Source organism: Natrinema sp. 1APR25-10V2, from assembly GCF_031626495.1.
GTDB lineage: Archaea > Halobacteriota > Halobacteria > Halobacteriales > Natrialbaceae > Natrinema.
In genome coordinates, this window is sequence record NZ_JAMQOJ010000005.1 from 201,298 (window position 1) to 228,045 (window position 26,748).

Genomic DNA, 26,748 nt, shown 5'->3' on the forward strand with positions numbered 1-26,748 from the left:
CGCCGCGAACGAGACGCCTGTGCCCGATATCGCCCGCGAACTGAACCCCCGAACCGTCGTTCGGTAGTAGCTATTTATCCGTCGGCGCTGTCGGCCATCTACCGATGGTCGATGGCGAGTCACTGCTCCGATCCGCCCGCGAACGTATCGGGCACTCGAGGAGGCGAATCGATCGCTCGAGCGAGAACAGGGTCAAGCGGTGGCTGTTGTTCGACGGGAACCGCGAACGGGTCGCGACCGCGTTGCTCGCCGCCGTCTTCTCCGTCTTGCTCGTGATGGGCGGGATCTGGCCGATCGAGTACCAGAGCCTGCTCGAGGAGACGACGATGGTCCAGACGGTGTTCAACACCCTGCTCAGCGGGACGATCCTGCTGGTCTCGATAGTCGTCTCGATCGCTGCCGTCGGCATCTCACAGGAACTCACCTCGCTCGGGGATCAGTCCGAGCGCGTCGAGACGACGATCGACTTTCAGAGCCAGCTCGAGGAGCAGGACATCGTCGACGTGAGTCCCGCGCGACCCGGGCAGTTCACCGCGGTCGTCCTCCGATCGATCAAGGCGCGCGCCGACGAGCTGCAGCGCCTCGACGGTGCCGGGAACAGGGAGTACCGCGACGAAGTCGACCGCCTGCAGGCCGACATCCACGCGAACACCGAGGAGGTGCTGACGACGCTCGCCCGGGTCCCGAACGGCTCGACGGACGAACTCCTGACCGGACTGAACTACGACTCGTCGTGGCAACTGTACCAGTCGCGGCGGATCCTCACGAAGTACGGCGATCAGCTCACGACCGCCGAGAAACGGGTCATCGAGGACATCATGGACACGCTCCGGACGCTCATGGTCTGTCGGGAGTACTTCAAAACGCTCTACTACAAACTCGAGCTCTCAGATCTCTCGACGACGCTGCTGACCGTCTCGCTTCCCGCGATCATCTTCATCACTTACGTGCTGCTCGCGCTCGATTCGGGGCTGTTCCCGGACGTCACCGTCTTCGGCTACACGCCGCTGACCGTCTTCATCAGTTTCGCGTACACCATCGCGCTCGCGCCCTACGCCGTCCTCACGTCGTACGTCCTCCGGGCTGCGAACGTCACGAACCGAACACCGGAGGAAGGGCCGTTCGTACTGGATACGGAGCGCGAGACGGCCTACGACGCTGGAGCGAACGACGACTAAACGATATAGCGACGCGCGACGGACCGGTTGCACTATATCGGGCCTCAGATCGGATTGGCGACCACGGCGGTCGCCGTATCCGGTTCAACTCACTCGAGCAGCGCTGCCGGCTCGAGCGACTGCGACGGTGCCGCGAGCCACTCCGGGCGCTCGCCCTCGTCGTTGACCGCGACGACGTCGGCGATCCGGAGCCAGTCGTCGCCGTCGACGCGCGCGGCCACGTCGAGGCGCGCGACGGTCCCGGCATCGAGCGCGTCGCCGCCGTCGCTCGGTCGCTCGCTCGGCTCGAGGCCGACGCCGGTGATCCGCGTCTCGATCGCGTCGCCGTCGCCGAAGCCGAACGAGCGAACCTCTGCCTCGAGGTCGGCCGCGACGGCGGTCACCGACTCCGGGCCGGCGGTCAGCATCGACCGCGCGGAGCGAAACGACTGAGTGACGGCGACGTGGACCCGTCGCTCCCGGCCGCCGTCGGCGTCGACGACGAGCGTCCGGACGAGGCCACCGTAGTAGCCCGCCGGTTCCCGCGGTGCCGTCTCGAGGACGATCGGGTCGCCGGGACGGAGCGCGGTATCGTCGCCCGGAGCACCGGACCCGGGGTTGACGGCCGTGTTGCCGTCGGGGAACGCGCCCGCGGCGACGACGGCCTCGTCGATGGCGGTTCGCAACCGAGCCGGCGTCAACCGTTCGGGAGCGGCGTCGCTGCCGTCAGTGGCGACGGTGAGTTCTCCGTCGACGACCGTTGTATCGGCCAGGATAGACGCCGCCCGCCGAATCCCGGCGCTGGCGGCCCGCTGGGCGGCCGCGACGCGTTCGCGCTCGCCGTCCGTCTTCACCGCGCGCGCCCGTTCGAGGGCGTCCGTCGACGCGAGGTCGAACCCCGCGTTCTCGAGGTAGAGCGCCGCGTCGTGTGGAATCCGTGCGGGAGTCAGAAGAGTCCCGTCGCGGCCGCGCTCACGGAGGTCGGCGGCGAGTCGATCGGCGGGGTGCCCTCCCGAGTCGTCGGCCGCCGACCGGACGAGCCACTCGCGGTCGACGCCGTCGTAGGCGACGGCGGTGGGCACCGCCGAGGATAGCGGCTCGTTCGGGAGCGGCGAACGACAGTACCGAATCCCCGGGTCGCGGTCGGTGCCGACGTGAACGAACGCGGTCGCCTCGCGGTCCGCGAGGACGTCGGAGAGAACGCTGGCTGCGCGGTCACGGCGCTCGAGGGAGACGTCGCCGTCGGTATCGACGGCCGCGCGACCGCGGTCTGTCCGACCGGTCACGGCGCTTCGGCTTCGGCCTCGACCTCGTCGGCGTCGGCGTCCGCGTCGGGTTCCTGGGCCTGCTCGATCAGTTCCTCGAGCGTCGAGTCTGTCAGGCGGTTTTTGAGCAGGACGTCGATCGGGAGCGTCGGCGCGCCGTCGACGAGGTTCTCGAGCAGGAAGAGTCGCTCGCGGGCACGGGACATACCGACGTAGAAGACGCGGCGCTCGTTGTCGGTCAGGACGGGGACGGGCGAGGTGGTCTTGGTGAACTCCTCGCAGCCGGGGATGTCCGTCGGGTCGTCGACGGTGGCGACCATCTGCTCGACGACCTTCTCGGTGAGGTCGGTGCCGACGAAGACGTGGTCGGCCTCGCGCCCCTTCGCGGAGTGGATGGTGCCGACGCGGACGCGGTCGGTGTCCATTCCCTGGTACTCGCCGATCGCGAAGTACGACCGAACGCTCTTCTTCTGGAAATTGGTGACCTTTCGGAGCATGTCCGACGCCGAGGCGGGGCCGGGCATGAAGGGGGCGTGCTCCTCGACGACCGCCGCGGGAATCATGAGATCCTCGAGGTCGTCGATGCCGGTCTCCTCCTGGCGCTCGTCGATCTCGTCGAAGAGCGCGTCGCGCTCGTTGGTGCCGAAGGCGGAGTCCTGGAGCATGTCGGCGAGCCGGCGGGCCTGCAGGCCGGTGACGTCGTCGCCCGCGTCGATCGCCTCGACCGCGCGGACGTACTGGGTGAGCCGGTCGGTCCACATCCGCTGGTCGGTCAGCGAGGTGAAGGGGACGCCCTCGGTGATGAACTCGTCGATGAACTGGAACATCTGGTAGCGGGCCCGGAACAGTACCATGATGGTACCGTCGCCCTCGACGAGCGTGCGCCGAACCATCCGGACCACGTCGAGCATCGAGGCGTTCGCCCGCGCCTCGACGGCACCCCCCTCTTTCCGGGGCTTGAGGTCCTTGTCTTGGCGCTGGTCGATGTGACGGATTTCCTTGTTCACTGCATTGAGAACGTTCGACGGCAGGCGATAGGAGTTGGGGAGAATGACGTCCTCGTCGACCTCCTCCTCGAGCAGGAGCGCGGGATCGGCCCCCTGCCAGGAGTAGACGACCTGGTCGTCGTCGCCGGCGATCAGGACCTGCTCCATGTGGGGTTTCCACTCCTCGTAGACGTCGTACTGGAGGGTGGTGATGTCCTGAAACTCGTCGATCACCAGATAGTCGACGTTCGGCAGCAGCGAGCGCTGTTTGACCCGCTCTAACATGTCGGCGAAGCCGATCTTGCCCTGTTCACCCTTGTAGGTGCGCCAGGCGCGAATCGCTTCCGGAACGTCGATCCGGTCGTCGTCGCTGGGCCAGGTCGGCGTGTACTTGTTGCCCTCCTGTGCGTTGGGGTCGATTTCGGGCGGGAGCCGGACCTCCTCTTCGTCCCACTGGAAGGGGACGTCGTACCAGTCGGAGACGTCGCGGCTGGTCCGCTGGAGCCACTGGCTGGTCGCGATGATCTTGTTACCGATCGTCGTCGACCGGGCGGTTCGCCGACCGGCACCGCTGTATTCGTCCTCGTACTCGATGCCGTACTCCTCGCAGAACTCCTCCTTGTCGGATTCGCCGATGACGTCGCTCCGAGAGAGATCGAGCAGTTCGTACGCCTTGGCGTGCATCGTACAGACGTTTCCTTGCAGTGCACGCGGGCTCTCGTCGAGGCGGTCAGCGAGTCGTTCCCGAACCTCCTGCGCTGCCGCTCGCGTGTACGAGACAACGAGAATGTCCCGGAAGGTGACGCCGTCCTGCTCGAGGATATCCTCGACGTGGTCGAGAAGGGCGGTCGTCTTGCCGCTTCCCGGACCACCGAACAGGCGGGTGACCTTCGTGTCCGTCGTAGCCATTGTACCTGTACAGGAGCGCGACACCCATAAGTGACGTGGGTTTTCGTCGACAGAAGGCGGAGGGCTACGGATCGCGGGGAGAACGGGCTTCTCGGACGTCAGCACCGTCGCGGATTTTGTCCTGACAGTCCGGACAGACGCGCGGGTCGTCGACGCCTCGAGGCGTAAATACTCGGGCGTACGCGTCGGTGACGAATCCGCCGCAGTTCTGGCATTCCGGCATATATCTTCTCGTGAAGAGCTACTCGATAATACATCATAATCGTGTCGAATTGTCAGTGAGAAAAACGGTGCGAGCGCGAACGGATCCGCAACAGTCGCTAGCGACGAGCGAACGGAAACGGATCGCGAGAGGGGTCGAGCCCCGGAAAATCAGGCGCTACGACGCTGGTTCCCAGCCACAGACCGTACAGGAGTTGGCCGACGTGTCGTGAAGGCCGCCGCAGTCGGGACACTGCTTCTTGTTATACTCCTGTTCCCACCCTACTTGCTCGACCGAGTGACCGCGGTCGGACAGGAATTGATCGATGACGTCGTCACCGGCATCCGTGGGTGAGGTTGCCATAGGTGTGTGAAAAGGTGCCACGGTATTAAATCGTTGGGTCCGTGAAGATACTGCCTCCACATCGTCGGGGTGGTCGCCTCGTCGAGGACACCACCCGCGGACTTTTGCCGATCTCGGCCCAACAACAGCGTATGAGTGACCTTCGCCTCGACGCGACCCAGCTCGATCGCTACTCGAGACACGTGATCATGGACGAGATCGGTCCCGAGGGACAACAGCGACTGCTCGACGGATCGGTCCTGATCGTCGGCGCGGGCGGGCTGGGATCGCCGGCGATCCAGTACCTCGCCGCGGCCGGCATCGGTCGGCTCGGAATCGCCGACGACGACGTCGTCGAGCGCTCGAACCTGCAACGACAGATCGTCCACGGCGATGCCGACGTCGGCCGGCCGAAAGTCGAGAGCGCGGCCGACTACGTCGAGCGGCTGAACCCCGACATCGAGGTCGAGACCCACGAGACCCGCGTCACCGCGGACACCGTCGCGGATCTCGTCGCGGGCTACGACGTGGTCCTCGACGCCAGCGACAACTTCGCCACCCGGTACCTGCTCAACGACCACTGCGTGCTCACCGAGACGCCGCTCTCCCACGGCGCGATCTACCGGTTCGAAGGGCAGGTGACGACGTTCACGAACGAGCGCGGCGGGGACGAATCGCCGCCGTGTTACCGCTGCATCTTCCCCGAAGCGCCCGAACCCGGTACCGTTCCCGACTGCGCCACGACGGGCGTCCTCGGGGTCCTTCCGGGTACCGTCGGCTGCATCCAGGCCACCGAGGTCGTCAAGTATCTGCTCGAGAAAGGCGACCTGCTCGAGGGTCGCCTGCTGATGTACGACGCGATGGACATGAGTTTCGAGGAGGTTCCGATACAGTCGAATCCGGCGTGTCCGGTCTGCGGGGACGACCCCGAAATCGAGTCCGTCGGGGACGTGGCCTACGAGGGGACCTGCGAGATTTCGGCGGACTGAGGTCACCGAGCCGGATCGAAGCGACGGAGACTCGAGCGGGCGGCGGTACGCAGTTCCAGCGCCCCAGTGACGGCGAGACAGGAGGCGAACGCGGTCGTGCCGAGTTTGCCGCCCGCGCCGGCAAGCGCAGGAGAGACAGCGAGAAAGACGACGCCGCAGAGGAAACCGGCACCAGCGATCTGCCACACCGATTCCAGCCGTTCGGCGCTCGACATTCCGACGAACGAAGCGCAGAAGGCGACAGCGGCTAGCGTCGACCCCAGCGCCGGCAGGGCGAGGGGGAACGCGACGCCGGCGACGACGCCGACCGCCGCGGAGGCGACGACCGAACTCGCGCCGGCGCGGCGGAGGGCGACCGTCGCGACTGCAGCGACGGTCGCCGTCAGAACGATTTCGGGGGCGAGGACCCACCTGAGTGCGCTCCCGGCGGCGTAGTCAGCACCAGTCAGCGCCACCGTCGCAGCGCAGCCGAACAGCGCGAGCGTGCCGTACTTGCCGCCGAAGCCGCCGAACGACTCCGCCGTCGCGACGAACGCGAGCCCGGCGATCAGTCCCGCCAGCGCGACAGGCTCGAGCGACGAGAATACGGCCGGCGAGGCCATTCCGACGAACGAGCCGCAGTAGACCGGGCCGTCGACCCGCGGCACGGCGAACCCGGCGACTAACCCGACGAACGCAGAGGCGAGCACCGGACCGAGCCCGGCGTCGATGCTCAGCGCGTACGTACCGACAGCACCGGCCGCGACTGCCAGGGCGTCGACGGCGTCCGTCCGATCGAAGCCGGGCGCGTCGAACGGCGCGAGCCGCCGGCGCTCCGTCGCGGCGACGACGGTTCCGGCGAGGACGATTCCGAGCGGGACGCTACCCGTTCCGAGCAGTTGGTTCGCCGGCGCACGAACGGCACCGAAGAGCAACGCAGCCGGCGTCAGCAGCAATGCGACGTAGCCAGCGAATTGCACCCGACCGTACACAGCCCCACTCGCCGGAGGGGAACGGAGAGGGTTACGGTTCGAAACTCGTCAACTCCGCATGAGTCCGCCGTCGATCGGTACCTCGACCCCGTTGACGAAACTCGAGCGCGGACTCGAGAGGAAGGCGACGACGTCGCCGAGTTCGCGGGGCTCGCCGATGCGTTCCATCGGGATGTCGCTCGCCATCGCTGCCAGCCCCCCCTCGTAGTCGTCGTACGTGCCGCGTTCGACGCCGGCCTCGACGAGTTCCTCGATTCGAGCCGTCTCGATGGTCCCCGGCAGAACCGCGTTGGCACGGATTTCGGGGGCGAACTCCCGCGAGACCGTCTTGACGAGCCCGATCACGCCCCGGCGCACGGAGTTCGAGAGCAGGAGGCCGTCCACGACTTCCCGAACCGATCGCGAGGTGATGCAGGTGATCGTTCCGTATTCGGAGTCGAGCAGGTGCTCGTAACTTTCCTCGATCGTCCAGACGACGCTCATCACCAGCAGGTCGTAGGCCTGATACCAGTCCTGCTCGTCGGTCTCGAGGAATGTCGTGCTCGGCGGCCCGCCCGAGGAAGTGACGACGTGATCGAGCCCGCCGAAGGCGTCGACCGTCTGGCGCACGAGGTGCGAGACGTCGTCGGGATCCGTCAGGTCCGCCTGTACGGCGAGGACGTCGCCCGGTCCCGTCTCGGCGAGATCCTCGCGGGCCGACTCGAGCCGATCCTCGTCGCGGCCGCAAATCGCGACGTTCGCGCCTTCTTCGGCGAGCGCCTGCGCGCTCGCGAACCCGAGGCCGCTCGAGGCGGCGGTCACCAGTGCCGAATTGCCGTCGAGATCGAACTCCATACGTGAGACGACACCGGGAGCGTACAAATCTCTCGGGGAGTCGGCAGACGATCGACGGAAAACAGGACGACCGGTCGGTTCGCCGAGGCGGTGACGATCCAAACGTTGATTCGCGATCGGTATCCATCTAGACGGAGATGAGCAAAACGGACGACTCACGCCGGTCGAGAGCGATCGGCGCCGGAATCGGCGTCGGCGTCGCCATCGGTTCCGGGTGGGGGATCGTTATGGCGTCCGTCATGGGTGGCGACGTCGGGACGGGCCTCTCTATCGGCGCGGGTGCGGGGCTGGTCATCGCACTCGTCGCGGGGAGCGCCGTCTACCACACGGCAACGTCGGACTGAGCGCCACGGACGGCGGCGGGACGAGACGCGGCAGACGACGGAAACGCGTTCGCCGGTCAGTCCTGATGACGAACGCGAACCATTCCCTCCGACGTCACACCGACGATCAGCGGCGTCGACACCTGTCGACCCGAGACCGCGGCCCCGGCGGCGTCGCTGACGACTTTCATCAGATCCGGTGCGGTGTGATCGACCTTGACGCCGGCCTCGTCGCAGGCGTCGTAGACCATCTGGGGAACGTCGTAGAGGTCGGTCCCGGCGGGGACGCGGACCCGAACCGGCGCGCGAAGCGCCTCCGCGAACGCGACCGTCTCGCGGGCTTTGGCGACGTTCTCGCGGGCGCTGGACTCGACCGAGGAGACGTTCGCTCGCGAGGTACCGAGCGCCTGCGCGATGTCAGCCTGCGAGACACCGCGTTCGCGCAACGCGAGGACCTGCGCCTGACGGTGGGTCAACACGCTGGTCTCGGCCTCGAAACCGATCTCCTCGAGGAGTTCCTCGACGTCGTCGATCACGCCTCCCCCACCCCCACACCGCAGACTCGCACGCGCATAGTAACAGCTAGAACTGGCGGGATGAAAGCTTCCACGGTCCCGGCACCGAACGATACCGGAACGAGCCAGCGGTGGGCTTCGGCTCGGTCGCTGTAGACGGTCAGCGAGCGAGAGAAGAGGGCAGTCGTCGATCAGTCGGCCGGCTGGCCGGTCGCGACCGATTCGGGGTCGGATTCGGTGGGTCTCTCGAGGACGGACTCGCGGAGTTGCCGAACCGACGCGCGGACGAATCGAACGGTGTTCGCGGGACCGTCGTGGGGACCGGGCGAGCGGTAGCAGACGATCAGCGACCACATGGCCGCGACGCCGAGCGAGCCGACCGCCGAGAAGGTCAATCCCATCGTCGCGTACGTGAACGCGTAAATCGCGCCGATGCTCATCGACGGCACGCTCGAGCCGAGCGGGATCCGGGCTGTCGCGTCGCGCGCCGTCGGCGCGAGGAAGACGATCGAAAGAGTGCTGCCGGCGAGGAAGACGATATCTTGCCACATCATACTCATCACTAACTCGGGTTCGAGTAAATACTTCTCGGTATTGAACGGGCGTCGATCGGCACGTTCGTCCCGTCGTTGAGATCGTCAGTACTCGAGCGGCCAGCGCTCTCCGTCGGTCGCGGCGAGTTCGTCGGCGACGCCGTCGGCCAGCCGATACTCGGTGCCGTCGCGAACGACGGTCCCCTCGCGCTCCAGGTGCTCGAGGTGCGCGTAGGATTCGCCGGGACCGTGGAGGATGTGGATGCCGTCGAGGTCGCCGAACAGATCCGCACTGACCGTCCACGTGTCGCACGGCCCCTTCCGATCGAGAGCGTCGAGGACCCGCCAGGAACGCTCCTCGTGGTGGTCGATGATGTGCTGGGCGCGGTCGGCCGGGTCGTCGATCGGATCGCGGTGGCCGGGCCACGCGCGGTCGTAGTCTGCCTCGACGATCCCTGCCAGCGCCCGGAGGTACTTCTCGAGCGGCCGGTCGACCCGGACGTCCGCACCGCCGACGTTGGGCGTGTAGACCGGCAGCAGCGTATCACCGGAGAAGACCAGTCGTTCACCGTCGATCGTCGCCTCGTACATCGTGAGGCCGGCCGCGTGGCCGGGGGTGTGGACGACCGTCAGTTCGGTATCGCCGACCGAGAACGTCTCGCCGTCCTCGAAAGTCGTGACGGTCGGCGTTTCGACCGTCGTGTCGCCGTCGGCCATCCGCTCGAGTAGCACCTCCTGTTGGTCTTCGGGCATCCCCCACTCTTCGAAGTAGCGCTTCTGTCGGTCGTGCATGGCGTCCCAGGCGTCCTCGCCACCTTCGATCAGCGCTGCGTCGTCGGCGTGGGCGTACACGTCGGCCCCGCTTTCAGCCTGAATCTCGCCCGCCAGCCCGCAGTGATCGTGGTGCCAGTGGGTGAGGAAGATACGGTCGACGTCGGCAAATTCCAGACCGCGATCGGAAAGCGCCGCCTCGAGCTGCTCGCGAGTCGTGGCCATCCAGTCGCCGGTGTCGATCAGGATCGTCTCCGCACCGTCTGCGAAAAGGTAGGCATTGTTGTCACCCTCGAACGCCGAATTCGATAGCGAGATGCGTTCCATGCACCCACGTCTCATGGGGAGCGAGAAAACGTTGTCTGAAGCGGAACGTTACGAACGACGTGAACTGAACACGCAAAGACGGCGCGAGAGCTTGGAAAACCGGTCGCAAAGCGCGAGGCGAGAACGACGCACGTACGAACGCTCCCGCCGACTGTCCACTGCAAGCGCCGGGTTCAGGAGCCCCAGAAATTCTCCCGGCTGCCGAGGCGCTCGCGCGCCGGGCTGCCGCCATCGCTCGAGTCAGTGTCGTCCTCGGCGTCGACGGCTTCCGCTGTCTCGTCCGACTCCTCCGAGTCCTCCGGCTCGTCCTCGTCGGGGTCCATCGGCAGGAGCTCCAGTTCTTCTGCCCGCGCGTGGTTACTGTGAACCCGCGTGATTTTGACTCGAGCGCGGGCCTCCGGTAGAACGCCGTCGACCATCACGATGAACCCGTCCTCGGTCCGGCCGACGCCGGCACCGCTTTCGTGCATATCGACGACGTCGATGACGACTTCCTCGCCGGGTTTGACCGGTTGCGTCTTGAGGTCGTCGATCGGCTGGTTGTAGTGGTTACACCACTCCTTTCCACCCCGGTCACCGTAGTGTTGACACCCCATCCCCGAGATCCGTTCGGAGAAGCTCGGACAGTCGTCAGCGAGTGGACAGTCTGCCATGCTCCGTACTACTAGCGGTGGCGTTAAACCGTTTCCGTCTTCCGTATTCTGCACGAATGCCGTGAAACGCTGGTAGCGAAAGCCGACCGGACAGACACCAGCCGTAACGCCGGTAAAATAACGGCTGAAATATGGTAACTGAACGACTTCTACAGGACGGGCCGTTTCGAAAAGGTTTACGGTATGGGCATCGCAGTGGGACCTGATGAAAATTCTCGTTACGGTCAAAGAGGTTGCGACCGTCGAAGACGAGTTCGAAATCCAGGGTACAGAGATCGCAGACCAGTACCTCGGTGCCGATCTCAACGAGTGGGACGACTACGCAATCGAAGAAGCCGTCCAGCTTCAGGAAGACGGCATCGCTGACGAGGTCGTCACCGTCACGATCGGTCCCGAGGACTGCGAACAGACAATCCGCCAGGCCCTCGCGAAGGGTGCCGACCGCGCCGTCCGCGTCTGGGACGACTCCCTCGAGGGCGTCGATCTCCTCGACGTCGGCGCAAAGACCGAGATCCTGAGCGCTGTCGTCGAGGCCGAGGACCCCGACCTCGTGCTCAGCGGCGTCCAGGCCGGCGACGACAGCTTCGCCGCGACCGGTGTCTCCGTCGCCGAGAACGTCGGCTTCCAGTGGGGTGCCGTCGTCAACCACCTCGACCACGACCTCGACGACGGGACCGCCTCCGTCCGGCGCGAGCTCGAGGGCGGCGTCGAGGAGCTGACCGAGATCGAACTCCCCGCGGTGCTGACGATCCAGACCGGGATCAACGAGCCCCGCTACGCCAGCCTCCGGGGTATCCGCCAGGCCCAGCGCAAGGAACTCGACGTGCAGAGCCTCGCCGACATCGGCGTCGACGAAAGCGCGATCGAGGCCGACCTCGAGCTGACTGACATGTACGAGCCCGAAAGCGAGAGCGACGTCACCGTCTGGGAGGGCAGTGCCGACGAGACCGCGTCGGAGCTCGGTGAACTGCTTCGCGACAAGGGGGTGGCACAATGAGCGACGTCCTCGCAGTCGCGGACCACCGCCGCGGCGAACTGCGCGACGTGAGTTACGAGCTCGTCACCGCTGGCCGCGAACTCGCCGACGAGACCGGCGGCGACCTCCACATCGCGGTCGTCAGCGGCACCGTCGACGACTTCGCCGAGAAACTCAACCGCGAGGGCGTCGACGCAGTCCACACCGTTTCCCACAGTGAGGAGTTCAACCACGACGTCTACTCGCAGGCGGTCACCCAGCTCTACGACGAGCTCGCCCCGCAGTACGTGGTGACCCCAAACAGCGTCAACGGCCTCGACTACGCTCCCGCCATCGCCAACGAGCTCGACCTCCCGATCGTCACCGACACGGTCGGCCTCGAGACCGACGGCGAGACGCTCATCGCGACCCGCGAGATGTACGGTGGCAAGGTCGAGACCACCAACGAACTCGAGGGCGACGCGGTCGTCACGATCCGCGGTGCCGAGTGGCCCGCCGCCGAGGGCACCGGTGACGCCGCTATCGAAGCGTTCGACGCCGACATCGATGAGGACGCGATCGGCACCACCGTGACCGGCTTCGAGGAAGTCGGCGGCGGCGACGTCGACATCAGCGAAGCGGACCTGCTGGTCTCCATCGGCCGCGGGATCGAGGAAGAGGAGAACCTCGACCTCATTCGGGATCTGGCCGACGCGCTCGGCGCGACGCTATCCTCGTCCCGACCGATCGTCGACAACGGCTGGCTGCCCAAGAACCGGCAGGTCGGCCAGTCCGGGAAGGTCGTCACGCCCGACGTCTACATCGCGATCGGTATCTCCGGCGCGGTCCAGCACGTCGCCGGGATGAAGGGCTCCGACACGATCGTCGCGATCAACACGGACCCCAACGCACCGATCATGGACATCGCCGACTACGCGATCCACGACGACCTCTTCGACGTCGTCCCCGAACTCATCGAAGAGTTCCAGTAACCGTCCCGCGAGCGAGCAACGCGAGCGGCCTTTTTGATCTAACTTTTTTCGCGAGCGTGAGACCGGCGGTCCCGTGAGCCCTGCGAACGTGGCGCTTCGGGCCGCGAGCAGGAACGGTCGTAACCCCCCCGAGCGGCGCGGCGAGAGCAGGCTCGGCCCAGCGTGACCGGCCACCGTCGCTGCTGGCTCCGCGGACACGACCGGAACGTGCTCGAGCCAGCACCGTCGATCTAATACGTTGATAACTATACGTAAAATCCAAATAACTGCACGTTAATTATGATGAGAATGCGAATTGGTACCGACATGAAAGTGGTGAGGCGTATCACGTTCGGGGGGAACAGGGGCCGTCGCCAACTCGTCGTCGTGCGATGTACTCGCGGGGCGACCGTCGATGCTGGACACGCGCCGGATCCGATGGCGTGCGAACACGAAACGGGACGCGGAGGGGCGTGGGCGGACGAGACCTCGACGGGGAGCTCCGATGCGCGACGAGTGATGACCGACGGCGGAACCGTTTCGGATCCGACGGAAGAGCCGGGCGACGAAGCCGTCGCGGATTCAGGCGGCGAAACCGTTGGAGAGCCCACGGCGGAGCAGCCGATCGGAGACCGGATCGACGACCTCGAGGACCGGATCACCGAACGGGCGAAGCGGGAGTACGTCGACGCCCAGCTGGACGCGCTCACGGCCGTGGTCGACGACGTCGATACCACGGTCCAGGAACTCGAGACGGCACTCGAGGGGACGGACGACGACGCAGTCGCCGTCGACGCGGCGACCGTCGAGGAACTCGAAGCCGACGTCGAGTCGCTGTCCGCGGAGCTCGAATCGCTCGAGGCGGACCGAGCGGAGAGGGCGTCCCGGGAGAGCTCGGTCGACGACGAACTGGACAGCTTCGAAGCGCGCTTCGAGAGCCTGACCGATTCGATCGAGGACCTCGAGGCGCGCGTCTCCGAACGGGCGACGCGGGAGTCCGTCGACGAGCTGGAGACCGAACTGCGATCGCTCTCGGAGACCGTGTCGTCGATCGACGCATCGGCGGCCGAGGACGACCTCGAGTCGCTGGCGGCCGACGTCGAATCGCTGTCCGAGGACCTCGAGTCGCTCTCCGAGGCTGCGGTCGACGAATCGGAACTGGACGCGGCGACCGCGGGGCTGGCCGACGCGGACCGGCTGCGGGAACTCGAGGAAGCGGTCCCGATGATCATCAAGACGGTCGAGGACCTCGAGACCGCCGTTTCCGCCCGACTCGAACGGCTCGACCAGTACGACGCCCAGAGCCAGGCATCGGACGAGACCCTCGCTGCACTCGAGGACCGCCTCGAGACGCGCCTCGACGAGGTCCGCGCCGACCTGTCGACGCTCGACGCCGGGCTGACGGAGGTTCGCGGGACCATTCCCGAGCTGGAACGGTCGGTCGAATCGACGGACGAAACGGTCCGTTCTGTCCGCGAGGAACTCCGAGAAGAGACGGGAGAGATTCACGACGAGGTCGAGGCAGTGCGGGAACGGATCGACGCGGTCGAAACGCGGATCGCTGCGAAGCCCGACGACGCGGCGGACCCGGACAGACTGGACGAGGTCGCGGAGACGGTGACGGAACTTCGAACGATCATCGAGGCGCTCGAAGGGGAGGCCGCCACCGCGGAATCGGTGAGAGCGCTCCGGTCGGAGCTGACCCAAACTCGTCGCCAGCTCGAGGCCGTCGAAGCGACAGCCGAGGCCCTGGAACCGTCCGTCGCGGAACTTCGCTCGGACGTCGATGCCCAGCAGCAGCGACTGGAAACGCTCTCGACGAGCCTCGAGACGGTCGAGACGGCCGTCGATTCGGATTCCGATCTCGAGTCGACCGTCGCCGACGTCGAATCGAGCGTCGACGAGATCGAAGCACGAGTCGACGGGATCAACGGCAAGCTCGAGTCGGATCTCAAGACCCTCCACCTCGAGATCGAGGATCTCCACGAGCAGGTCGAGACGGACGAGCGGAGTCTCCTCGAACGGATGGTAAAAGACGACGTCTTCGGGCTGGTGACGGTCGCGTTCGTGGCCATCAGTGCGATCGGCGCGTCGATGGCGTTCTTCGACGGCCAGTTCGCGTTCGCCGCCGTGTTCGCTGCCATCCCGATCGTGACCGTAGCGGGCGCGCACCTGCTCTCCCGGCGGACGTAACGAACCGGGACGGGAGTTCGCTCGGCGTCGGCTTCTCGCGTCATCGAACGCAGCCCCGCCGCCGTTCTCGCGTGTCCCGTGAACGATCCGTTAGCTACTTTTCTACCCCATCCTAAGCCCGGGTGATGGAACTGCTGGAGCGCCGACGGGCGCTGATCGAGGAGCGTCTCGTCGAAGTCGTCGAGGGAGTCGAACCCGAGACGCTCTCCGAGGAAGTTCGTCACGCCGCGCTCTCCGGGGGGAAGCGCGTTCGGCCGATGGTGACGCTGTTGGCCTGCGAGACGGTCGGTGGGCGGGCCGAGGACGCGGTCGAATTCGGCGTCGGGATCGAACTCGTTCACACCGCGTCGCTGGTCGTCGACGACATCATCGATCGCTCGGAACTCCGCCGCGGGACGACCAGCGCCTGGGCCGAGTTCGGCTACGGGCCGGCGATCATCACCAGCGACGGCCTTCTGGGAGAAGCGTTCGCACTCTTTTCTGCCGATCCGGACGCCACCCGCGTCGTCGCCGACGCGATGGTCGAACTCGGCGTCGGCGAAGCGACCGAACTCTCGGCCGAACCCGCAAACGAAGCGGAGTACATGACGCTGGCTCGCCGCAAGACCGGCGCACTGTTTCGCGCCGCGGCCGAACTCGGCGCGATCGCCGCCGACTCCGATCCCACCACCGTCGACGCGCTGGGGGAGTACGCCGAACGCGTCGGTATCGCCTTCCAGATCAGAGACGACGTGTTAGATGCCGTCGCAGATCCCGAGGAACTCGGCAAGCCGACCGGCCACGACGCCGCCCTCGAGCGCCCGTCGGTCGTCCAGGTGACCGATCTCTCACCCGAGGAAGCGAACGCCCACGCCAGAGCAGAGGCCGACCGGGCCATCGATGCCCTCGATCGGGTCGACGTCGCCGATGCCGAGGCCCGGAATTATCTGCTCGAGCTGGCGGAGTTCGTCGTCGAGCGCGATCGGTAGGTCGGTCAGACTCGTTCGGCCCCTCGCGTCCCGTCCTCCCGATCCGCATCGGAAAATCGAGACTCCGCGACGGCGAAGGTGAGCGTGCTCACGATGCCGAGCAGCGTCCCCGCCGTCAGCGCCGCCGCGAGGTAGGTGATGCCGACCTCGTCCAGGAAAAAGGCGCTCACCGCGTGAAGAACGGCCGCGATCGAGAGCACGTAGAAGGGCGCGTTGAGGTAGCGCCACTCGAGCGAGCCGGCGATGTACTCGTCGGTGATCTGGCCGAGGCTGGTCGTGAGGCCGGCGGCGGCGAACCAGTGGACCGAGCCGTAGACGAGAGCGGCGAGCATAACGGGAACCCCCACATCGCCGGCTGTCGATCGCTGCACTCCCTCGAGGGTGTCGACTCCGCTGACGCCGCCGAGGACGAACAGGGCGGCGGCGACGACGTACGCGAGCAGCGTCGTCCGGCCGGCGTACAGCGAGCGGCGACTGCGTTCGACGGCTGCGTCCAGCCGGTCGCCGAGGCCGAGTCCGCGCGAGATGAGATAGAAGCCGAGCAGCGCGGACGTCGTCCCGAGGACGATTCCCGGCATGTTCAACACGGTCCCGATCAGCGCGAGCGGGTAGATCAACAGGAGGATACCAAGCGGGATGAGCACCGTTCCGCGCGTTTCGGGGTCGTCCAGTACTTGCTTGATCGTGTAGTACATCGACTCCAGGTTCTGGGCCTGCCGGACGACGACTCGTCGGACGCCGTCGATGGGGACCCGCGAGCGGATGATGGGGATGACGGATTCGTCCTGTGCGCCGTCGGTGACGACCAGCGCAGTGACGTCTTCCGCGGTCGAGAGGCTCGCGAGGACGGTGTCGACCTCGTCGCCGACCTCGCGGTTGGCGCTCACGTCGCCCTCGTCGTTCCCGGTGACGACGGCAACCTCGACGCTCTCATCGCGTTCGGCGAGGTCGTCGTAGATGTGTAACCCTTGAAAGATGACGTTGAGGTCCGAGTCCTCCGGATCCGCGGTCGCGAGGGCGACGGCCGCCTCCTCGACGGGGGCGCGACCGATGACCGGCGTCGAAAACCCGGTCTTCCGGCCGAGGTCGTCGTCGAGGTCGACACAGAGGACCAGCAGCATCGGTCGAACGTTCGACCGCGAGGTATTTCCGTCTTCTGGGGGAGAAAGAACGCCGCGAACGGTCTCGAGAGAGCCGACGGGAATAGGTCCGACGCAGACGAGCCGACGCTGGATCGAATTCCCGGGCCACCGTTAGCCGGTCGGTTGTTCCCCGTCGAGGATGGTGACGCCGCGGATCTCGAAGCGGGCACCACCGTCGTCTCCGCTGTACGCGCTAATACCCCAGCCGTGTGCGTCGGCGATCTCGGTCACGATGCCCAGCCCGAGTCCGGTACCGTCGTCGGCCGTCGTGTGGCCGAACTCGAAGATATCGTCGCTGTCCGGTAGCCCCGAGCCGTCGTCCTCGACGAAGAATCCGGCCTGTTCGGACTCGAGATCGAACTGACCGACCGTGACGGTGACGTCCTCACCACCGTGATCGATTGCGTTTCGAAAGAGGTTCTCGAGGAGTTCCCGGACGCGTCCCTTGTGGGCGGTGATCGTCCCCTCGAGGTTCGCTATCATGGTCGCGTCTGCTGTGTCGACCCCGGCCCAGGCCACTTCGGCGAGCTCCGCGAGTTCGATCTGTTCGCGGTCGGCGACCGTCCGCCCGTACCGAGCGAGCGCGAGGAGGTCGTCGATGAGTTCCTCCATGCGGTTGACCGCCCACCGCGTCTCGTCGATCGACTCGTCGTCACACTTCGTTTCGAGCAGGTCGAGATGCCCCTGCGCGACGTTCAGCGGATTACGCAGATCGTGGCTAACGAGGCTGGCGAATTTCTCGAGGCGCTCGTTCTGGCGCTCGAGTTCCTCCCGGTACGTGATCCGGTCGGTTACGTTTCGGAACGCGTAGACGGTGCCAGCGAACTCGCCGTCCTCGAGGGGCAACAGCCCCATGTTGACCTCGGTAATGCCGCGTTCGCCGTCGTCGCCGACCCACTCCTCCTCGTAGGCGACCTGATCGTCGTCGTTTTCCGAGGAGAGCAGGTGTCGCACCCGCTCGAGATAGTTCTCGAGAGTGGCGTTCGGGAAGTATCCCTCCGTCTGGAGGTTCGCGAAATCCGTTCCGACGAGGACCCTGTCGGTGATACCGAGATCGTCCGTGAACTCCTCGTTGTGCCAGATGATATGGCCGTCCTCGTCGACGACGAGGAGGCCGATCGGCGCAATCTCGACGATCGCCTTGTACTGGCCGAGCTCTCGAAGGCGTTCCTTGCGTTCGGTGATGTCTCGAATGACGCCGACGGAACCGGCGTAGTCGCCCGAATCGGTCGTGATAACCGTGATGTGGGCTTCGCCGATCCGCGTCTCACCGTCGGCCGCTCGGATCGGCACCTCGAATGCGTCTCGGCTGCTGTCGTTCTGTTCGTAGAGACGCTCGATCGTCGTCGTCGCGGTCTCGTATGCGGGATCGCTAATGAACTCGCCGACCTGTCGCCCCTCGATCTGGTCCCGTTCGTAGCCGGTGTACTCGAGGAGCGCGTCGTTGACGACGATACAGCGTCCCTGCTCGTCGAGCACGTACATCGGATCGGCGACCCGATCGACGAACGACCGGTAGCGGTCGAGTTCGGTGACGGAGGTGAGTTCGGTCTCGACGAGCGATGACTCTCGCGCATCGACCGCAGCGCCGTCATCGGACCGATCAGCCGTCGCATCGGCTGCATCTCGATTGCCTTCCGTCTCGGCTCGGTCGCGGCAGACGGCGAGTTCGATGCGACTGGCCAGTAGTTCGGCTCCCTCGCTCCCGCTCGAGAGCGTATGGAGGTCGGTCGCGCCGGCTTCGATCGCTTCCTCGGCGCCGTCGCCGGCCTCATCGACGCAGACGATCAGCGGCAAGGACGGCGCGCGATCGCGGACGGTCCGACAAAACTCGACGCCGTCCATCTCGGCCGCGCCGCTCGATTCGATCCCGGTGATGACGCAATCGATCTCGTCCTGCTCGAGACGGGATATCGCCTCGGCCGGCGTAGAGAGAGAGACGTTACGGTGACCCCATCGGACCCGCGGTCGAGCGCCCGCAGGGTCGGTTCCTGACTGTCACCGACCCAGAGGACTCGAAATGAGTCTACCATCGATACGGGAGATATGTAGGAGTCGGACCAATTAAGTCTATAGGCCAATGTGGGCCGGCGGCGTTGCACCGTCGATAGCCTCGTTGAACACTGAACTGCGTCGCTACGCCGAGTCTCGAGATTGTGAAACGTCTCGCGGAACGGTCACGCCACGCACCTCGAATCGGGTACCGCTTTCGTCGCTGTAAGCGGTGACGGTCCAGCCGTGTGCCTCGGCGACCCCCTCGACGATCGCCAAGCCGAACCCGGTGCCGTCTGCCGCGGTCGTCCGGCCAAACTCGAATATTTCGTCGGCGTCGGCCTCGAGTCCCGGGCCGTCGTCGGCGACGTAAAACCCGGTCTTCGACGGATGGTCCTCGACGCCGGCCTCGAGTGGTCCGACAGTGACGGTGACATCCGAGCCACCGTGTTCGATCGCGTTCCGGAAGAGGTTCTCGAACAGCGCCTTCACACGGCCCGCGTCGGCGCTGATCGTTCCGTCGACCGAACAGTCGAGGGTCGCATCGGCAGTGTCGACGACGTCCCAGGCCTCGCGGACGAGCGACGGAAGGTCGACCGGTTCGGGGTCGTCGACGGATCGGCCGTGGCGAGCGAGCGAGAGGAGGTCCTCGATCAGTTCGTCCATTCGCTCGAACGCGCGGCGAAGCGGCCCGACGGACGCCCGAAGTACACCCTCGGCGTCGCCATCGTATCCGTCCCCGCTCCCGTCGGACGACTGCTCGGACAGGGAGCTCTCGAGCCGCTCGAGGTGGCCCTGCGCGACGTTCAGTGGATTACGGAGATCGTGCGAAACGACGGTTGCGAACTCTTCTAACCGCTCGTTCTGGCGCTCGAGTTCGCGCCGGTAGCGACGCCGGCGGGTAACATCACGGATGGCGTGTATCGTGCCGGTGAACGCACCGTCGTCGAGCGGGAGGAGTTCCGTGTGAACGTCGTGAGTTAACACCCCGCCGTCGGGCGAGCGGAACTGAACCTGGTACTTCGCGCGGTCACGGTCGGTGTGCGAGGAGAGCAGCCCTCGGACCTCGTCGGCGTATCTGGTGGTCACGCGTTCGTCGTAGTAGCCCCGTTCGACGAGTTCGGGGAACGCCATTCCGACCAGTTCCGCACGCTCCTCGGTGAACGCGTCGGCGAACTCGGCGTTACACCAGACGATCGTCGCGTCGGCGTCGAGAATGAACAGCGCGGTCGGCGCGAGGTCTACGATCTGCTCGAGCCGCGCGAGCTCACGCTCGGATTCGCGCAGTTCCCGTTCCGCGTTGCGCTGTTCGACGGCGCGTTCGATTCGGTGGGCGATCAGTTCGTACTGGGCGGTCCCCCCTTTCCGACAGTAGTCGGTGACGCCGGCCGCGAGCGCCTCGCTCGCGATCGCTGCGGGGTCTTTCCCGGTAACCAGGAGAAAGGGAATCTCGGGATCCCGCGCACGAGCCGCGTCGAGGAACTCGAGACCGTTCATTTCGGGTATATCGTAATCGCTGACGATGCAGTCGACCGTCGCGTCGTCGTCGAGCACTGCAAGCCCCTCGGCCGCGCTATTTGCGGTCGTCGCGTCGATATCGTCGCTGGTCCGCTCGAGAACGGTCGCCAGCAGTTCGCGGGCGTCCGGGTCGTCATCGACGCAGAGAACGTGGATCCCGGGGGGCATTCGATGGGCGACCGTAAGGTACCACAATATAATAAGAATGTGGCTGCGACACGTCATCGTTCCGCTCGCTACGGTCCGACCCGTTTCGCACGGCTTTTGAGGCTCGGCCGGGTATGCTCTCTCGAATGATCTCGAAGGGCTGTGAGCAGTGCGCGAAAGGCGGCAAGATGGTCCTCTTTGTCTACGGTTACTGCGACCAGCGCGACTGCTTTTACTGCCCGCTCGGCGAGAACCGCAAGAACGTCACCGACATCTACGCGAACGAACGGCTCGTCGAAAGCGACGAGGACGTCCTCACCGAGGCCAAGCGGATGGACGCGCTGGGCACCTCGATCACCGGCGGCGAGCCCCAGGAGGCGCTCGATCGGACCTGCCACTACCTCGAGCTCCTGAAAGACGAATTCGGCGAGGACCACCACACCCACCTTTACACCGGCATCACCGGCGGTCGCGAGAACATGCGCCGCCTTTCGGAAGCCGGCCTCGACGAGATTCGATTCCATCCGCCCTACGAGCAGTGGGGCGATCTCCACGGCACCGAATGGGAGGATATCCTCTATATCGCCCGCGAAGAGGGACTGACCCCCGCGTTCGAGATTCCCGGCATCCGCGCCGAAGCGGAGTTCCTCGAGTTTCTGGACGAGGGCGCGGCGGAGTTCTGTAACGTCAACGAGTTCGAGATGTCCCAGGGCAACTACCGGCGGATGCAGGAGCAGGGCTTCGAGCTCAAGGAAGACCACATGAGCGCCGTCGAGGGCTCGCGCGAGGATATCCTCGACGTGATGGGCGACCACGAGCGGGTCTACTTCTGTACGTCCGTCTTCAAGGACGCGGCCCAGCACCGCCGTCGTCTCAAGCGCATGGCCCGCAACGTGCGCCGGGAGTTCGACGACGTCACCGACGACGGCACGCTCGTCTACGGCAAAACGTACGCCGACCCCGACCGCTTCGAGGCGCTCGGCGTCCCAGAGGAGTTCTACACCGTCAAAACGGAGCACGTCGAAGTCGCCTGGTGGCTCTTAGAGGAGATGATCGAAGAAGGCGACCTCGAGGAGGGGGAAATCGTCGAGCAGTACCCGACCTACGACGGCCAGGTCGTCGAGCGGACGCCGTTGGCGTAGCCGCCGCGAGCGACCGCAGGGCGGAACGGGTTCGTCTTCGTCGCTTTAGCATCCCTTAGTAATCGTCCCGCAGCGTGAAACAAGAGGAAACGACCGCAGTAGTGCCATTTGTACCCCATGTGTCGCCGAACGTCGACGGGCCGCTTATCGAGGCTGTAATAATGGCGACCGTCTCGGAAGGAGGGGCTACGATGCAATTCAGAAACGCCGCTATCGTCGCGGTCGCACTGCTCGTGATCCTCTCGGGGTGCAGCGCCTTCGGGGGATCACAGGCGGACACGTCGCCGAACGAAACTGACAGCGAAAAAACCGAACCCCTCGGTGACGGTGACTCGAACGAGACGTCAGGCGAAACCGACCCAGCGGACGGGACGGCGTCGAACGCAAGCGACGGTGATGGAGGGGGCGCAGACGACGGTGACGACACTGCGAACGCGACCTGGTCCCCACCCGAGGAACCGAATCGCCCCCTCGAGCACAAGCATCAGGATCGGATCGAGAGCGTCCGGTTCGTCGACAAAACACCCGAAAACGGTACTGACGGCTATTCGAAGTTCAACCTCGAGGTCGTCGCCAATACGAGCATGGAGAACGTCGATCCGCCGGAACACGGCGACGTGGTGGGCGAGCCGTACTTCTTCGTCAAGATCAACGAGGACGAACAGAAGATCGTCGAGCGCACAGGCGAGGTTCGAATGACAGACAACGGCACGTTCCACATCGACGTCCGACCGGCCGGGATCGAGGAGTTCGGCTCGGGCCCGCTGACCGTCGAGGTCTTCCTGATGGACGAGGACAAGGACTGGGACGATATCTACGACGCCGTGGGAACGGAGATCCAGTACGATCCAAACGCCGGTTCCGACGGCGCGACTGCCGACGGTGACGGGACCACGGCCACGGAAAACTGAGCTGTCCGGCCGCCCACACGCGAGGCCGCCGAGATCAGTCGACCGCGGTCGGGTCGACTCCCGGCAGCGTGATGAGATTCTCCCGCCCGATCCGGAGCTTTTCGATCTCGTCGTCGTCGTCCATCTTCGAGAGGAGCTGTGAGACCTTGGCGTTCGACCAGCCGGTCTCGGAGACGATCGACGCCTGCTTCATCCGGCCGCCGTTTTGCTTGAGGAGACGGAGGACGCGTTCCTCGTCGCTCAACAGCTCCGGATCGATCCCGTCGTCGGCAGCTTCCTCGAACTCGAGCTGAGTTCCGGTCTCGGACCGCTCCGGAGGGGGCGACTCGATCGTCGTGCTCGGAACCGTCTCTGTTCCGCCGTCGCCCTCGGCCGTAGTACGGCGGCGATCTTCGCCGGCGTCCGCGCGGTCACCGAACCGTTCCGCGAGGCCGATCGCCTCGAGGAATCCGAACGATGGAATCCGATCGGACGGAAGGGACCGATCGATTGTGACCCCCCGCCGCGCGAGGAAATAGCTCCCAGCACCGACGAGAACGGTCAGCGCAATGAACCCCCCGATCAGCAAGCTCCAGCCCGAAAACGGGGCCGGACCAGCACCACGAAGGATCGTGATCTCGAGTCCGTCAGCGCCGAAGCGATGTGGTCCGTCCCAGACGAGCGCCCCGTTTTCCGTGCCAGTCGGGGCGTCGACGAAGCCGTAGTTGTCCGGCGGTGCGATGACGAGACGCTGACCGTCGCTCAGCGTCCGGATCAGCGGCCCATCTGGCGTCGTGAGAGCGTCGCCGGCGTGAATCCGCTCACCGTCGACGGTCGCGAAATTCGTCCACGTAAACGAGTAGGAGATGATCCCGACTCGGACCTCGTCGTCGCCTGCCGATCCGTCGGCCTCGGTTTCGAGTCGTTCGATCCGAGACTCGTCCCAGCCGGCGTTCTCGATCGACATATCGCGACCGGTCGATTCGGACGCGAGAGCCACGTACTGTGCGAATAGCTGTCGATCATAGGGAGCCTCGCGTTGGCCGGACGTGACCGCCGCAGCGTACTCGTTGAACGTCTCTTCGTCGGTATCATTGGCGATCAAAAAACGGCTTTCGACCGTCCACTTCGCGTTTCCGTCTTCGGCGACCTGGATCTCGATCACCTGCCACGTAGCGGGCCGCTCGAGCGGCGGTGGCGTAGTCGACGCGGGCGAGACGGCGTGAGATCGCTCGAGAGCTGGGGAGAGGTGAGACGACGCTGACGGGGACCGCTCGACCGTCGGCGACGGGGAAGCCGACGGCGTGGCGGCCACTGCCCCCAGCGTGGTCGTAGCGAGGAGGACCGCGAGGGCAAGTGTGGCGGCAGTGGTAATCCGCATGCGTACCAACGGGTGGTTTCCCGGGGGAAAAAACCCTTTCCATCGAAAAATAAAACGTTACCGGCGGCTCTGAACGGTCTCAGAAGCTCTGAATCCTCCTAAAACGACGAGTTTTGCGCTCCCATCGATAGACGACCAGTTTTTGTATCAGAGTACGTACGGTGGTCCGATGAACAACGCGACCCCTGCCCTCCTCGCGTTTCTTCTCGTCCTCTCGATGCCAGCGGCAACCGTCGCCGCCGGGAAGCCGACTAGCGGGATGAGCGACGAAACTAACACGATCGTTCAGCAAGATATTTCCCCGCGATTGGTACAAGATGAGGTTACCAACTCGACGAATCGACTTCAGCTTACGGGCAGTCCGCGAAGCGAATATATCGAATCTCGTCCCTGACTCGGGATGGCACTTGCCAGTGCCGATGATAGCCTCCGAATCGACCATGAGCAATATGCTATCGTCGGTGACGAGTTTGATAGCGCCACCGACGAGGAGAGAGCAGCGATACTTCGAACGGCATACGAACAGCTCATGCAACGTGCTAACGAACTCGAACAGCGTGAGCGAAAGGCGGTGAGGGCGCATGCAGCAGGAGATATGCCAACAGCAGAACTGGTACAAACGCTATTACGAAACCACAACGAAGCGGCGGTGCTTTCGGAACAGCTTGAGGACTTAGATCAAAGGGCAGATCGAGTATCGAGCTACTCGATGTCACCAATGCAAAAACGTGTGGATAAGAATTTATTAGATTCACATCAGACACCCCATTCGGAAAAGTCTGAATCGTCTGTCAGAAGTGACAACAAATTACGCACACTATGATCTTGTTGTCTCAACGTCCCAGACGGGATACCAACTCTCGATGATGAAAGGAAACGATTATGTTGTTGAGACAACACGGTTTGATAACCGAGACAAAACGGCAACTGACCAGTTCGAAGATTTAGAGGCCTTTCAACGTACGATGGAACTCTATCCTTGGGCGGATGAACACGGCTCACCCCCCTTCCAAGACAACAGTCCTAACCACTACTGGACTGAAATTAGCCATAGTCAGGGCCGTCTATAAATATATCTTGACGCCGGGACTGGAAACGTCTATCAAGAGGTACAGGAGATTTCCTCCCCATCGCTCCCCAAGGAATCTCTTGGACCCCGGACAGGGAAAGGGCTCAACATGACAATGAACCGAACACCCAAGACCGGGCCAGTTGAAATCACTGTAACAGACCAAGAAACCAACAAGCCCGTCGACGCGACCGTCACGTTCGACGGCGTCGAAGTCGGTCGAACTGGCGACGACGGAACGCTATGGGTCATCCCGCTTCTCGGCTCGCACGAACTCGAGGCGAAAACGGAAAGCGGGACCGTCACCGCGACAGTGACGCGGTAAGACGGGGCCAGGGGAGGCCGGCCCACGATCTGAAGGATGCAGTGGTTTATACGAAAAGGGGCGGCCAAAGCGGTACGTGACCGCAGGGAGTGACCGCGACCGGTCGGGTACTACACGTGCCGTTAGTCCGATCATCGGTGTCCTCGTCTTACTCGCGCTCACCGTCTGCCTGGCAGCTGTCGTCGCTCTCGGCGTCAGTGGGCTGGCGCTCGAGTCCCCCGAACCGACTGCGAGCTTCGAACTTGCGGTCGACGGGGATCGGTCATCGATCACGATCGATCACGTCGCGGGCGACGCGATCGACGTCGAGGACCTGTCGGTGACGATCGCAGTGAACGGGACGGAGCTCTCACAGCAGCCACCGGTCCCCTTCGTGGGCGCAAGCGGATTCGACGGGACACCGGACGGGCCGTTCAACGCGAGAGCCGATCCGGAGTGGACGTCAGGAGAACGCGCCGGGTTGTCCGTCGCCGGAGCGAACAGCCCCGGCATTTCTGCCGGCGATTCGGTCACCGTCTCGCTCGCGGTCGACGGAAAACTGGAGGCCACACTCGAGACGACGGCGACCTGAGCGCTCGAGCGAAGGCAAACAGCGTCGGAGCGTTACTCGGGTGCGCGACCGATCGTCGTAATCGCGACGTCCGGATCGTACGGTGGGCCCATGAACGCGTGTTGCACGTCCTCGAAGCCGGCGGTCTTGAACATCCGATCGGCCTCGTACTCGTCGTAGAAGAGCATGATCGCGTCGGCGAGGCGCTGCGTAATCGGGTTGTCGGGGTAGTTCGGACCGACGACCAGCACCTGACCGCCGGGTTTGAGGACGCGACGGAACTCCCGGAGCGCGAGGATCGGCGTCGGCCAGTATTCGATCGACCCCGAGGACCAGACGACGTCGAACGTGTCCGTCGCGAACGGCAACCGCTCGGCGTCGCCGCGGTGGAAGTGGACTGGTGGGGCACGTTTACCGAACTTCTCGTAGGCCTGTTCGAGCTGGTGTTCGCTCTGGTCGATCGCGTAGACCTCGTCGACGTGCTCGAGCAGCCCTTCGGTCGCGAAGCCGGTGCCGCTGCCGACGTCGAGGACGGTCATGTCGTCCTCGAACTCGAGCAGTGAGAGCGCGTCGGCGCGCATCGCCTCGGTCCAGACGAAGGGGTTCACCCGGTCGTAGACCCGCGAGAGGTACTTGTAAAACAGTCGAGCGCGGGCCTTGTTCTCGAGAACACCCATTGTCGAAGAGTTTCGGTCGGATCGGCATATGTCTGCTGTTCCGGACGCTGG

27 protein-coding genes are annotated in these 26,748 nt (G+C 64.9%); 12 read left to right on the plus strand and 15 right to left on the minus strand.

From position 1 onward, the window contains the following. The first annotated feature begins 104 nt into the window (after positions 1–104). Positions 105–1,178, plus strand: a complete 1,074-nt coding sequence (locus tag NDO75_RS16850) for a hypothetical protein (RefSeq protein ID WP_310907775.1) — start codon at positions 105–107, stop codon at positions 1,176–1,178. An 89-nt stretch (positions 1,179–1,267) separates the two neighbouring features. Here the strand turns inward: NDO75_RS16850 and NDO75_RS16855 are convergent, their stop codons facing one another. The 4 genes from NDO75_RS16855 to NDO75_RS16870 form a co-directional block, all read right to left on the minus strand. Beyond that, entirely contained in the window at positions 1,268–2,443 is a 1,176-nt protein-coding gene (locus tag NDO75_RS16855; protein WP_310907776.1) for a M24 family metallopeptidase, read from the minus strand. Then, a complete protein-coding gene (locus NDO75_RS16860) occupies positions 2,440–4,317 on the minus strand; it encodes an ATP-dependent helicase (protein ID WP_310907777.1) in 1,878 nt (625 codons plus the stop codon). Before NDO75_RS16860 ends, NDO75_RS16855 begins: the two co-directional genes overlap by 4 nt. A gap of 64 nt (positions 4,318–4,381) precedes the next feature. After that, positions 4,382–4,540, minus strand: a complete 159-nt coding sequence (locus NDO75_RS16865) for a hypothetical protein (RefSeq protein ID WP_310907778.1) — start codon at positions 4,538–4,540, stop codon at positions 4,382–4,384. 156 nt (positions 4,541–4,696) lie between these two features. Further along, entirely contained in the window at positions 4,697–4,882 is a 186-nt protein-coding gene (locus tag NDO75_RS16870; protein WP_310907779.1) for an HVO_0416 family zinc finger protein, read from the minus strand. A gap of 131 nt (positions 4,883–5,013) precedes the next feature. Here NDO75_RS16870 and moeB point away from each other — a divergent pair, with 131 nt between their 5' ends. Then, positions 5,014–5,850 (plus strand): molybdopterin-synthase adenylyltransferase MoeB, encoded by an 837-nt coding sequence (gene moeB, locus NDO75_RS16875; RefSeq protein ID WP_310907780.1) that lies wholly within the window; start codon positions 5,014–5,016, stop codon positions 5,848–5,850. 2 nt (positions 5,851–5,852) lie between these two features. Here moeB and NDO75_RS16880 read toward each other — a convergent pair whose 3' ends face one another. Beyond that, a complete protein-coding gene (locus tag NDO75_RS16880; RefSeq protein ID WP_310907781.1) occupies positions 5,853–6,821 on the minus strand; it encodes a hypothetical protein in 969 nt (322 codons plus the stop codon). A 48-nt stretch (positions 6,822–6,869) separates the two neighbouring features. After that, the gene (locus tag NDO75_RS16885; RefSeq protein WP_310907782.1) at positions 6,870–7,655 is read right to left on the minus strand and encodes an SDR family oxidoreductase; all 786 of its coding nucleotides are present in this window, start codon (positions 7,653–7,655) and stop codon (positions 6,870–6,872) included. A 137-nt stretch (positions 7,656–7,792) separates the two neighbouring features. Here NDO75_RS16885 and NDO75_RS16890 point away from each other — a divergent pair, with 137 nt between their 5' ends. Continuing rightward, on the plus strand, positions 7,793–7,999 hold the full coding sequence (locus NDO75_RS16890; protein ID WP_310907783.1) for a hypothetical protein: 207 nt from the start codon (positions 7,793–7,795) through the stop codon (positions 7,997–7,999). A 56-nt stretch (positions 8,000–8,055) separates the two neighbouring features. Here NDO75_RS16890 and NDO75_RS16895 read toward each other — a convergent pair whose 3' ends face one another. The 4 genes from NDO75_RS16895 to NDO75_RS16910 all read right to left on the minus strand — a co-directional run bounded on the left by NDO75_RS16895 (position 8,056) and on the right by NDO75_RS16910 (position 10,777). Further along, positions 8,056–8,514, minus strand: a complete 459-nt coding sequence (locus tag NDO75_RS16895; RefSeq protein ID WP_310907784.1) for a Tfx family DNA-binding protein — start codon at positions 8,512–8,514, stop codon at positions 8,056–8,058. A 170-nt stretch (positions 8,515–8,684) separates the two neighbouring features. Then, positions 8,685–9,053 (minus strand): hypothetical protein, encoded by a 369-nt coding sequence (locus NDO75_RS16900; RefSeq protein ID WP_310907785.1) that lies wholly within the window; start codon positions 9,051–9,053, stop codon positions 8,685–8,687. Positions 9,054–9,131: 78 nt separating this feature from the next. Next, a complete protein-coding gene (locus NDO75_RS16905) occupies positions 9,132–10,124 on the minus strand; it encodes an MBL fold metallo-hydrolase (protein WP_310907786.1) in 993 nt (330 codons plus the stop codon). 173 nt (positions 10,125–10,297) lie between these two features. After that, positions 10,298–10,777 carry a TRAM domain-containing protein gene (locus NDO75_RS16910; protein ID WP_310907787.1) on the minus strand — a complete coding sequence of 160 codons (480 nt, stop codon included), beginning with the start codon at positions 10,775–10,777 and terminating at the stop codon, positions 10,298–10,300. A 205-nt stretch (positions 10,778–10,982) separates the two neighbouring features. On the opposite strand from NDO75_RS16910, the gene NDO75_RS16915 reads away from it, so the two are divergent. The 4 genes from NDO75_RS16915 (at position 10,983) to NDO75_RS16930 (ending at position 15,864) form a co-directional block, all read left to right on the plus strand. Then, positions 10,983–11,774, plus strand: coding sequence for an electron transfer flavoprotein subunit beta/FixA family protein (locus NDO75_RS16915; protein ID WP_310907788.1), 792 nt, complete (start codon positions 10,983–10,985; stop codon positions 11,772–11,774). Continuing rightward, complete coding sequence (locus NDO75_RS16920; RefSeq protein WP_310907789.1) at positions 11,771–12,724, plus strand: electron transfer flavoprotein subunit alpha/FixB family protein; 954 nt, start codon at positions 11,771–11,773, stop codon at positions 12,722–12,724. Before NDO75_RS16915 ends, NDO75_RS16920 begins: the two co-directional genes overlap by 4 nt. 282 nt (positions 12,725–13,006) lie before the next feature. Continuing rightward, the gene (locus NDO75_RS16925; RefSeq protein ID WP_310907790.1) at positions 13,007–14,896 is read left to right on the plus strand and encodes a hypothetical protein; all 1,890 of its coding nucleotides are present in this window, start codon (positions 13,007–13,009) and stop codon (positions 14,894–14,896) included. Between the two features lie 125 nt (positions 14,897–15,021). Next, on the plus strand, positions 15,022–15,864 hold the full coding sequence (locus NDO75_RS16930) for a polyprenyl synthetase family protein (RefSeq protein WP_310907791.1): 843 nt from the start codon (positions 15,022–15,024) through the stop codon (positions 15,862–15,864). Between the two features lie 5 nt (positions 15,865–15,869). On the opposite strand, the gene NDO75_RS16935 is transcribed toward NDO75_RS16930, so the two are convergent. The 3 genes from NDO75_RS16935 to NDO75_RS16945 all read right to left on the minus strand — a co-directional run bounded on the left by NDO75_RS16935 (position 15,870) and on the right by NDO75_RS16945 (position 20,684). Continuing rightward, positions 15,870–16,985 carry a DUF373 family protein gene (locus tag NDO75_RS16935; RefSeq protein ID WP_310907792.1) on the minus strand — a complete coding sequence of 372 codons (1,116 nt, stop codon included), beginning with the start codon at positions 16,983–16,985 and terminating at the stop codon, positions 15,870–15,872. Positions 16,986–17,117: 132 nt separating this feature from the next. Continuing rightward, positions 17,118–18,851 (minus strand): PAS domain S-box protein, encoded by a 1,734-nt coding sequence (locus NDO75_RS16940; RefSeq protein ID WP_310907793.1) that lies wholly within the window; start codon positions 18,849–18,851, stop codon positions 17,118–17,120. A 291-nt stretch (positions 18,852–19,142) separates the two neighbouring features. Then, on the minus strand, positions 19,143–20,684 hold the full coding sequence (locus NDO75_RS16945; protein WP_310907794.1) for a response regulator: 1,542 nt from the start codon (positions 20,682–20,684) through the stop codon (positions 19,143–19,145). 125 nt (positions 20,685–20,809) lie between these two features. Between NDO75_RS16945 and NDO75_RS16950 the strand changes: the two genes are divergently transcribed. Beyond that, positions 20,810–21,805 (plus strand): radical SAM protein, encoded by a 996-nt coding sequence (locus NDO75_RS16950; RefSeq protein WP_310908077.1) that lies wholly within the window; start codon positions 20,810–20,812, stop codon positions 21,803–21,805. A 191-nt stretch (positions 21,806–21,996) separates the two neighbouring features. After that, on the plus strand, positions 21,997–22,716 hold the full coding sequence (locus tag NDO75_RS16955) for a hypothetical protein (protein WP_310907795.1): 720 nt from the start codon (positions 21,997–21,999) through the stop codon (positions 22,714–22,716). A 34-nt stretch (positions 22,717–22,750) separates the two neighbouring features. On the opposite strand, the gene NDO75_RS16960 is transcribed toward NDO75_RS16955, so the two are convergent. Then, on the minus strand, positions 22,751–24,076 hold the full coding sequence (locus tag NDO75_RS16960; protein WP_310907796.1) for a hypothetical protein: 1,326 nt from the start codon (positions 24,074–24,076) through the stop codon (positions 22,751–22,753). Positions 24,077–24,476: 400 nt separating this feature from the next. Between NDO75_RS16960 and NDO75_RS16965 the strand changes: the two genes are divergently transcribed. The 3 genes from NDO75_RS16965 (at position 24,477) to NDO75_RS16975 (ending at position 26,041) form a co-directional block, all read left to right on the plus strand. Next, positions 24,477–24,899: a hypothetical protein gene (locus NDO75_RS16965; protein WP_310907797.1), complete on the plus strand. Its 423-nt coding sequence runs from the start codon at positions 24,477–24,479 to the stop codon at positions 24,897–24,899. A 355-nt stretch (positions 24,900–25,254) separates the two neighbouring features. Next, a complete protein-coding gene (locus NDO75_RS16970) occupies positions 25,255–25,470 on the plus strand; it encodes a hypothetical protein (RefSeq protein ID WP_310907798.1) in 216 nt (71 codons plus the stop codon). A 76-nt stretch (positions 25,471–25,546) separates the two neighbouring features. Further along, a complete protein-coding gene (locus tag NDO75_RS16975; RefSeq protein ID WP_310907799.1) occupies positions 25,547–26,041 on the plus strand; it encodes a type IV pilin N-terminal domain-containing protein in 495 nt (164 codons plus the stop codon). A 32-nt stretch (positions 26,042–26,073) separates the two neighbouring features. On the opposite strand, the gene NDO75_RS16980 is transcribed toward NDO75_RS16975, so the two are convergent. Then, positions 26,074–26,697 carry a methyltransferase domain-containing protein gene (locus NDO75_RS16980; protein WP_310907800.1) on the minus strand — a complete coding sequence of 208 codons (624 nt, stop codon included), beginning with the start codon at positions 26,695–26,697 and terminating at the stop codon, positions 26,074–26,076. Positions 26,698–26,748: the final 51 nt, after the last annotated feature.

Coding starts and splice junctions, on each gene's coding strand:
- NDO75_RS16850 (WP_310907775.1), top strand. CDS start 105: ATGGTCGATGGCGAGTCACTGCTCCGATCCGCCCGCGAACGTATCGGG.
- NDO75_RS16860 (WP_310907777.1), bottom strand. CDS start 4,317: ATGGCTACGACGGACACGAAGGTCACCCGCCTGTTCGGTGGTCCGGGA.
- NDO75_RS16865 (WP_310907778.1), bottom strand. CDS start 4,540: ATGCCGGAATGCCAGAACTGCGGCGGATTCGTCACCGACGCGTACGCC.
- NDO75_RS16870 (WP_310907779.1), bottom strand. CDS start 4,882: ATGGCAACCTCACCCACGGATGCCGGTGACGACGTCATCGATCAATTC.
- moeB (WP_310907780.1), top strand. CDS start 5,014: ATGAGTGACCTTCGCCTCGACGCGACCCAGCTCGATCGCTACTCGAGA.
- NDO75_RS16885 (WP_310907782.1), bottom strand. CDS start 7,655: ATGGAGTTCGATCTCGACGGCAATTCGGCACTGGTGACCGCCGCCTCG.
- NDO75_RS16890 (WP_310907783.1), top strand. CDS start 7,793: ATGAGCAAAACGGACGACTCACGCCGGTCGAGAGCGATCGGCGCCGGA.
- NDO75_RS16900 (WP_310907785.1), bottom strand. CDS start 9,053: ATGAGTATGATGTGGCAAGATATCGTCTTCCTCGCCGGCAGCACTCTT.
- NDO75_RS16905 (WP_310907786.1), bottom strand. CDS start 10,124: ATGGAACGCATCTCGCTATCGAATTCGGCGTTCGAGGGTGACAACAAT.
- NDO75_RS16910 (WP_310907787.1), bottom strand. CDS start 10,777: ATGGCAGACTGTCCACTCGCTGACGACTGTCCGAGCTTCTCCGAACGG.
- NDO75_RS16915 (WP_310907788.1), top strand. CDS start 10,983: ATGAAAATTCTCGTTACGGTCAAAGAGGTTGCGACCGTCGAAGACGAG.
- NDO75_RS16920 (WP_310907789.1), top strand. CDS start 11,771: ATGAGCGACGTCCTCGCAGTCGCGGACCACCGCCGCGGCGAACTGCGC.
- NDO75_RS16925 (WP_310907790.1), top strand. CDS start 13,007: ATGAGAATGCGAATTGGTACCGACATGAAAGTGGTGAGGCGTATCACG.
- NDO75_RS16930 (WP_310907791.1), top strand. CDS start 15,022: ATGGAACTGCTGGAGCGCCGACGGGCGCTGATCGAGGAGCGTCTCGTC.
- NDO75_RS16935 (WP_310907792.1), bottom strand. CDS start 16,985: ATGCTGCTGGTCCTCTGTGTCGACCTCGACGACGACCTCGGCCGGAAG.
- NDO75_RS16940 (WP_310907793.1), bottom strand. CDS start 18,851: ATGGACGGCGTCGAGTTTTGTCGGACCGTCCGCGATCGCGCGCCGTCC.
- NDO75_RS16945 (WP_310907794.1), bottom strand. CDS start 20,684: ATGCCCCCCGGGATCCACGTTCTCTGCGTCGATGACGACCCGGACGCC.
- NDO75_RS16950 (WP_310908077.1), top strand. CDS start 20,810: ATGATCTCGAAGGGCTGTGAGCAGTGCGCGAAAGGCGGCAAGATGGTC.
- NDO75_RS16955 (WP_310907795.1), top strand. CDS start 21,997: ATGCAATTCAGAAACGCCGCTATCGTCGCGGTCGCACTGCTCGTGATC.
- NDO75_RS16960 (WP_310907796.1), bottom strand. CDS start 24,076: ATGCGGATTACCACTGCCGCCACACTTGCCCTCGCGGTCCTCCTCGCT.
- NDO75_RS16965 (WP_310907797.1), top strand. CDS start 24,477: ATGGCACTTGCCAGTGCCGATGATAGCCTCCGAATCGACCATGAGCAA.
- NDO75_RS16970 (WP_310907798.1), top strand. CDS start 25,255: ATGACAATGAACCGAACACCCAAGACCGGGCCAGTTGAAATCACTGTA.
- NDO75_RS16980 (WP_310907800.1), bottom strand. CDS start 26,697: ATGGGTGTTCTCGAGAACAAGGCCCGCGCTCGACTGTTTTACAAGTAC.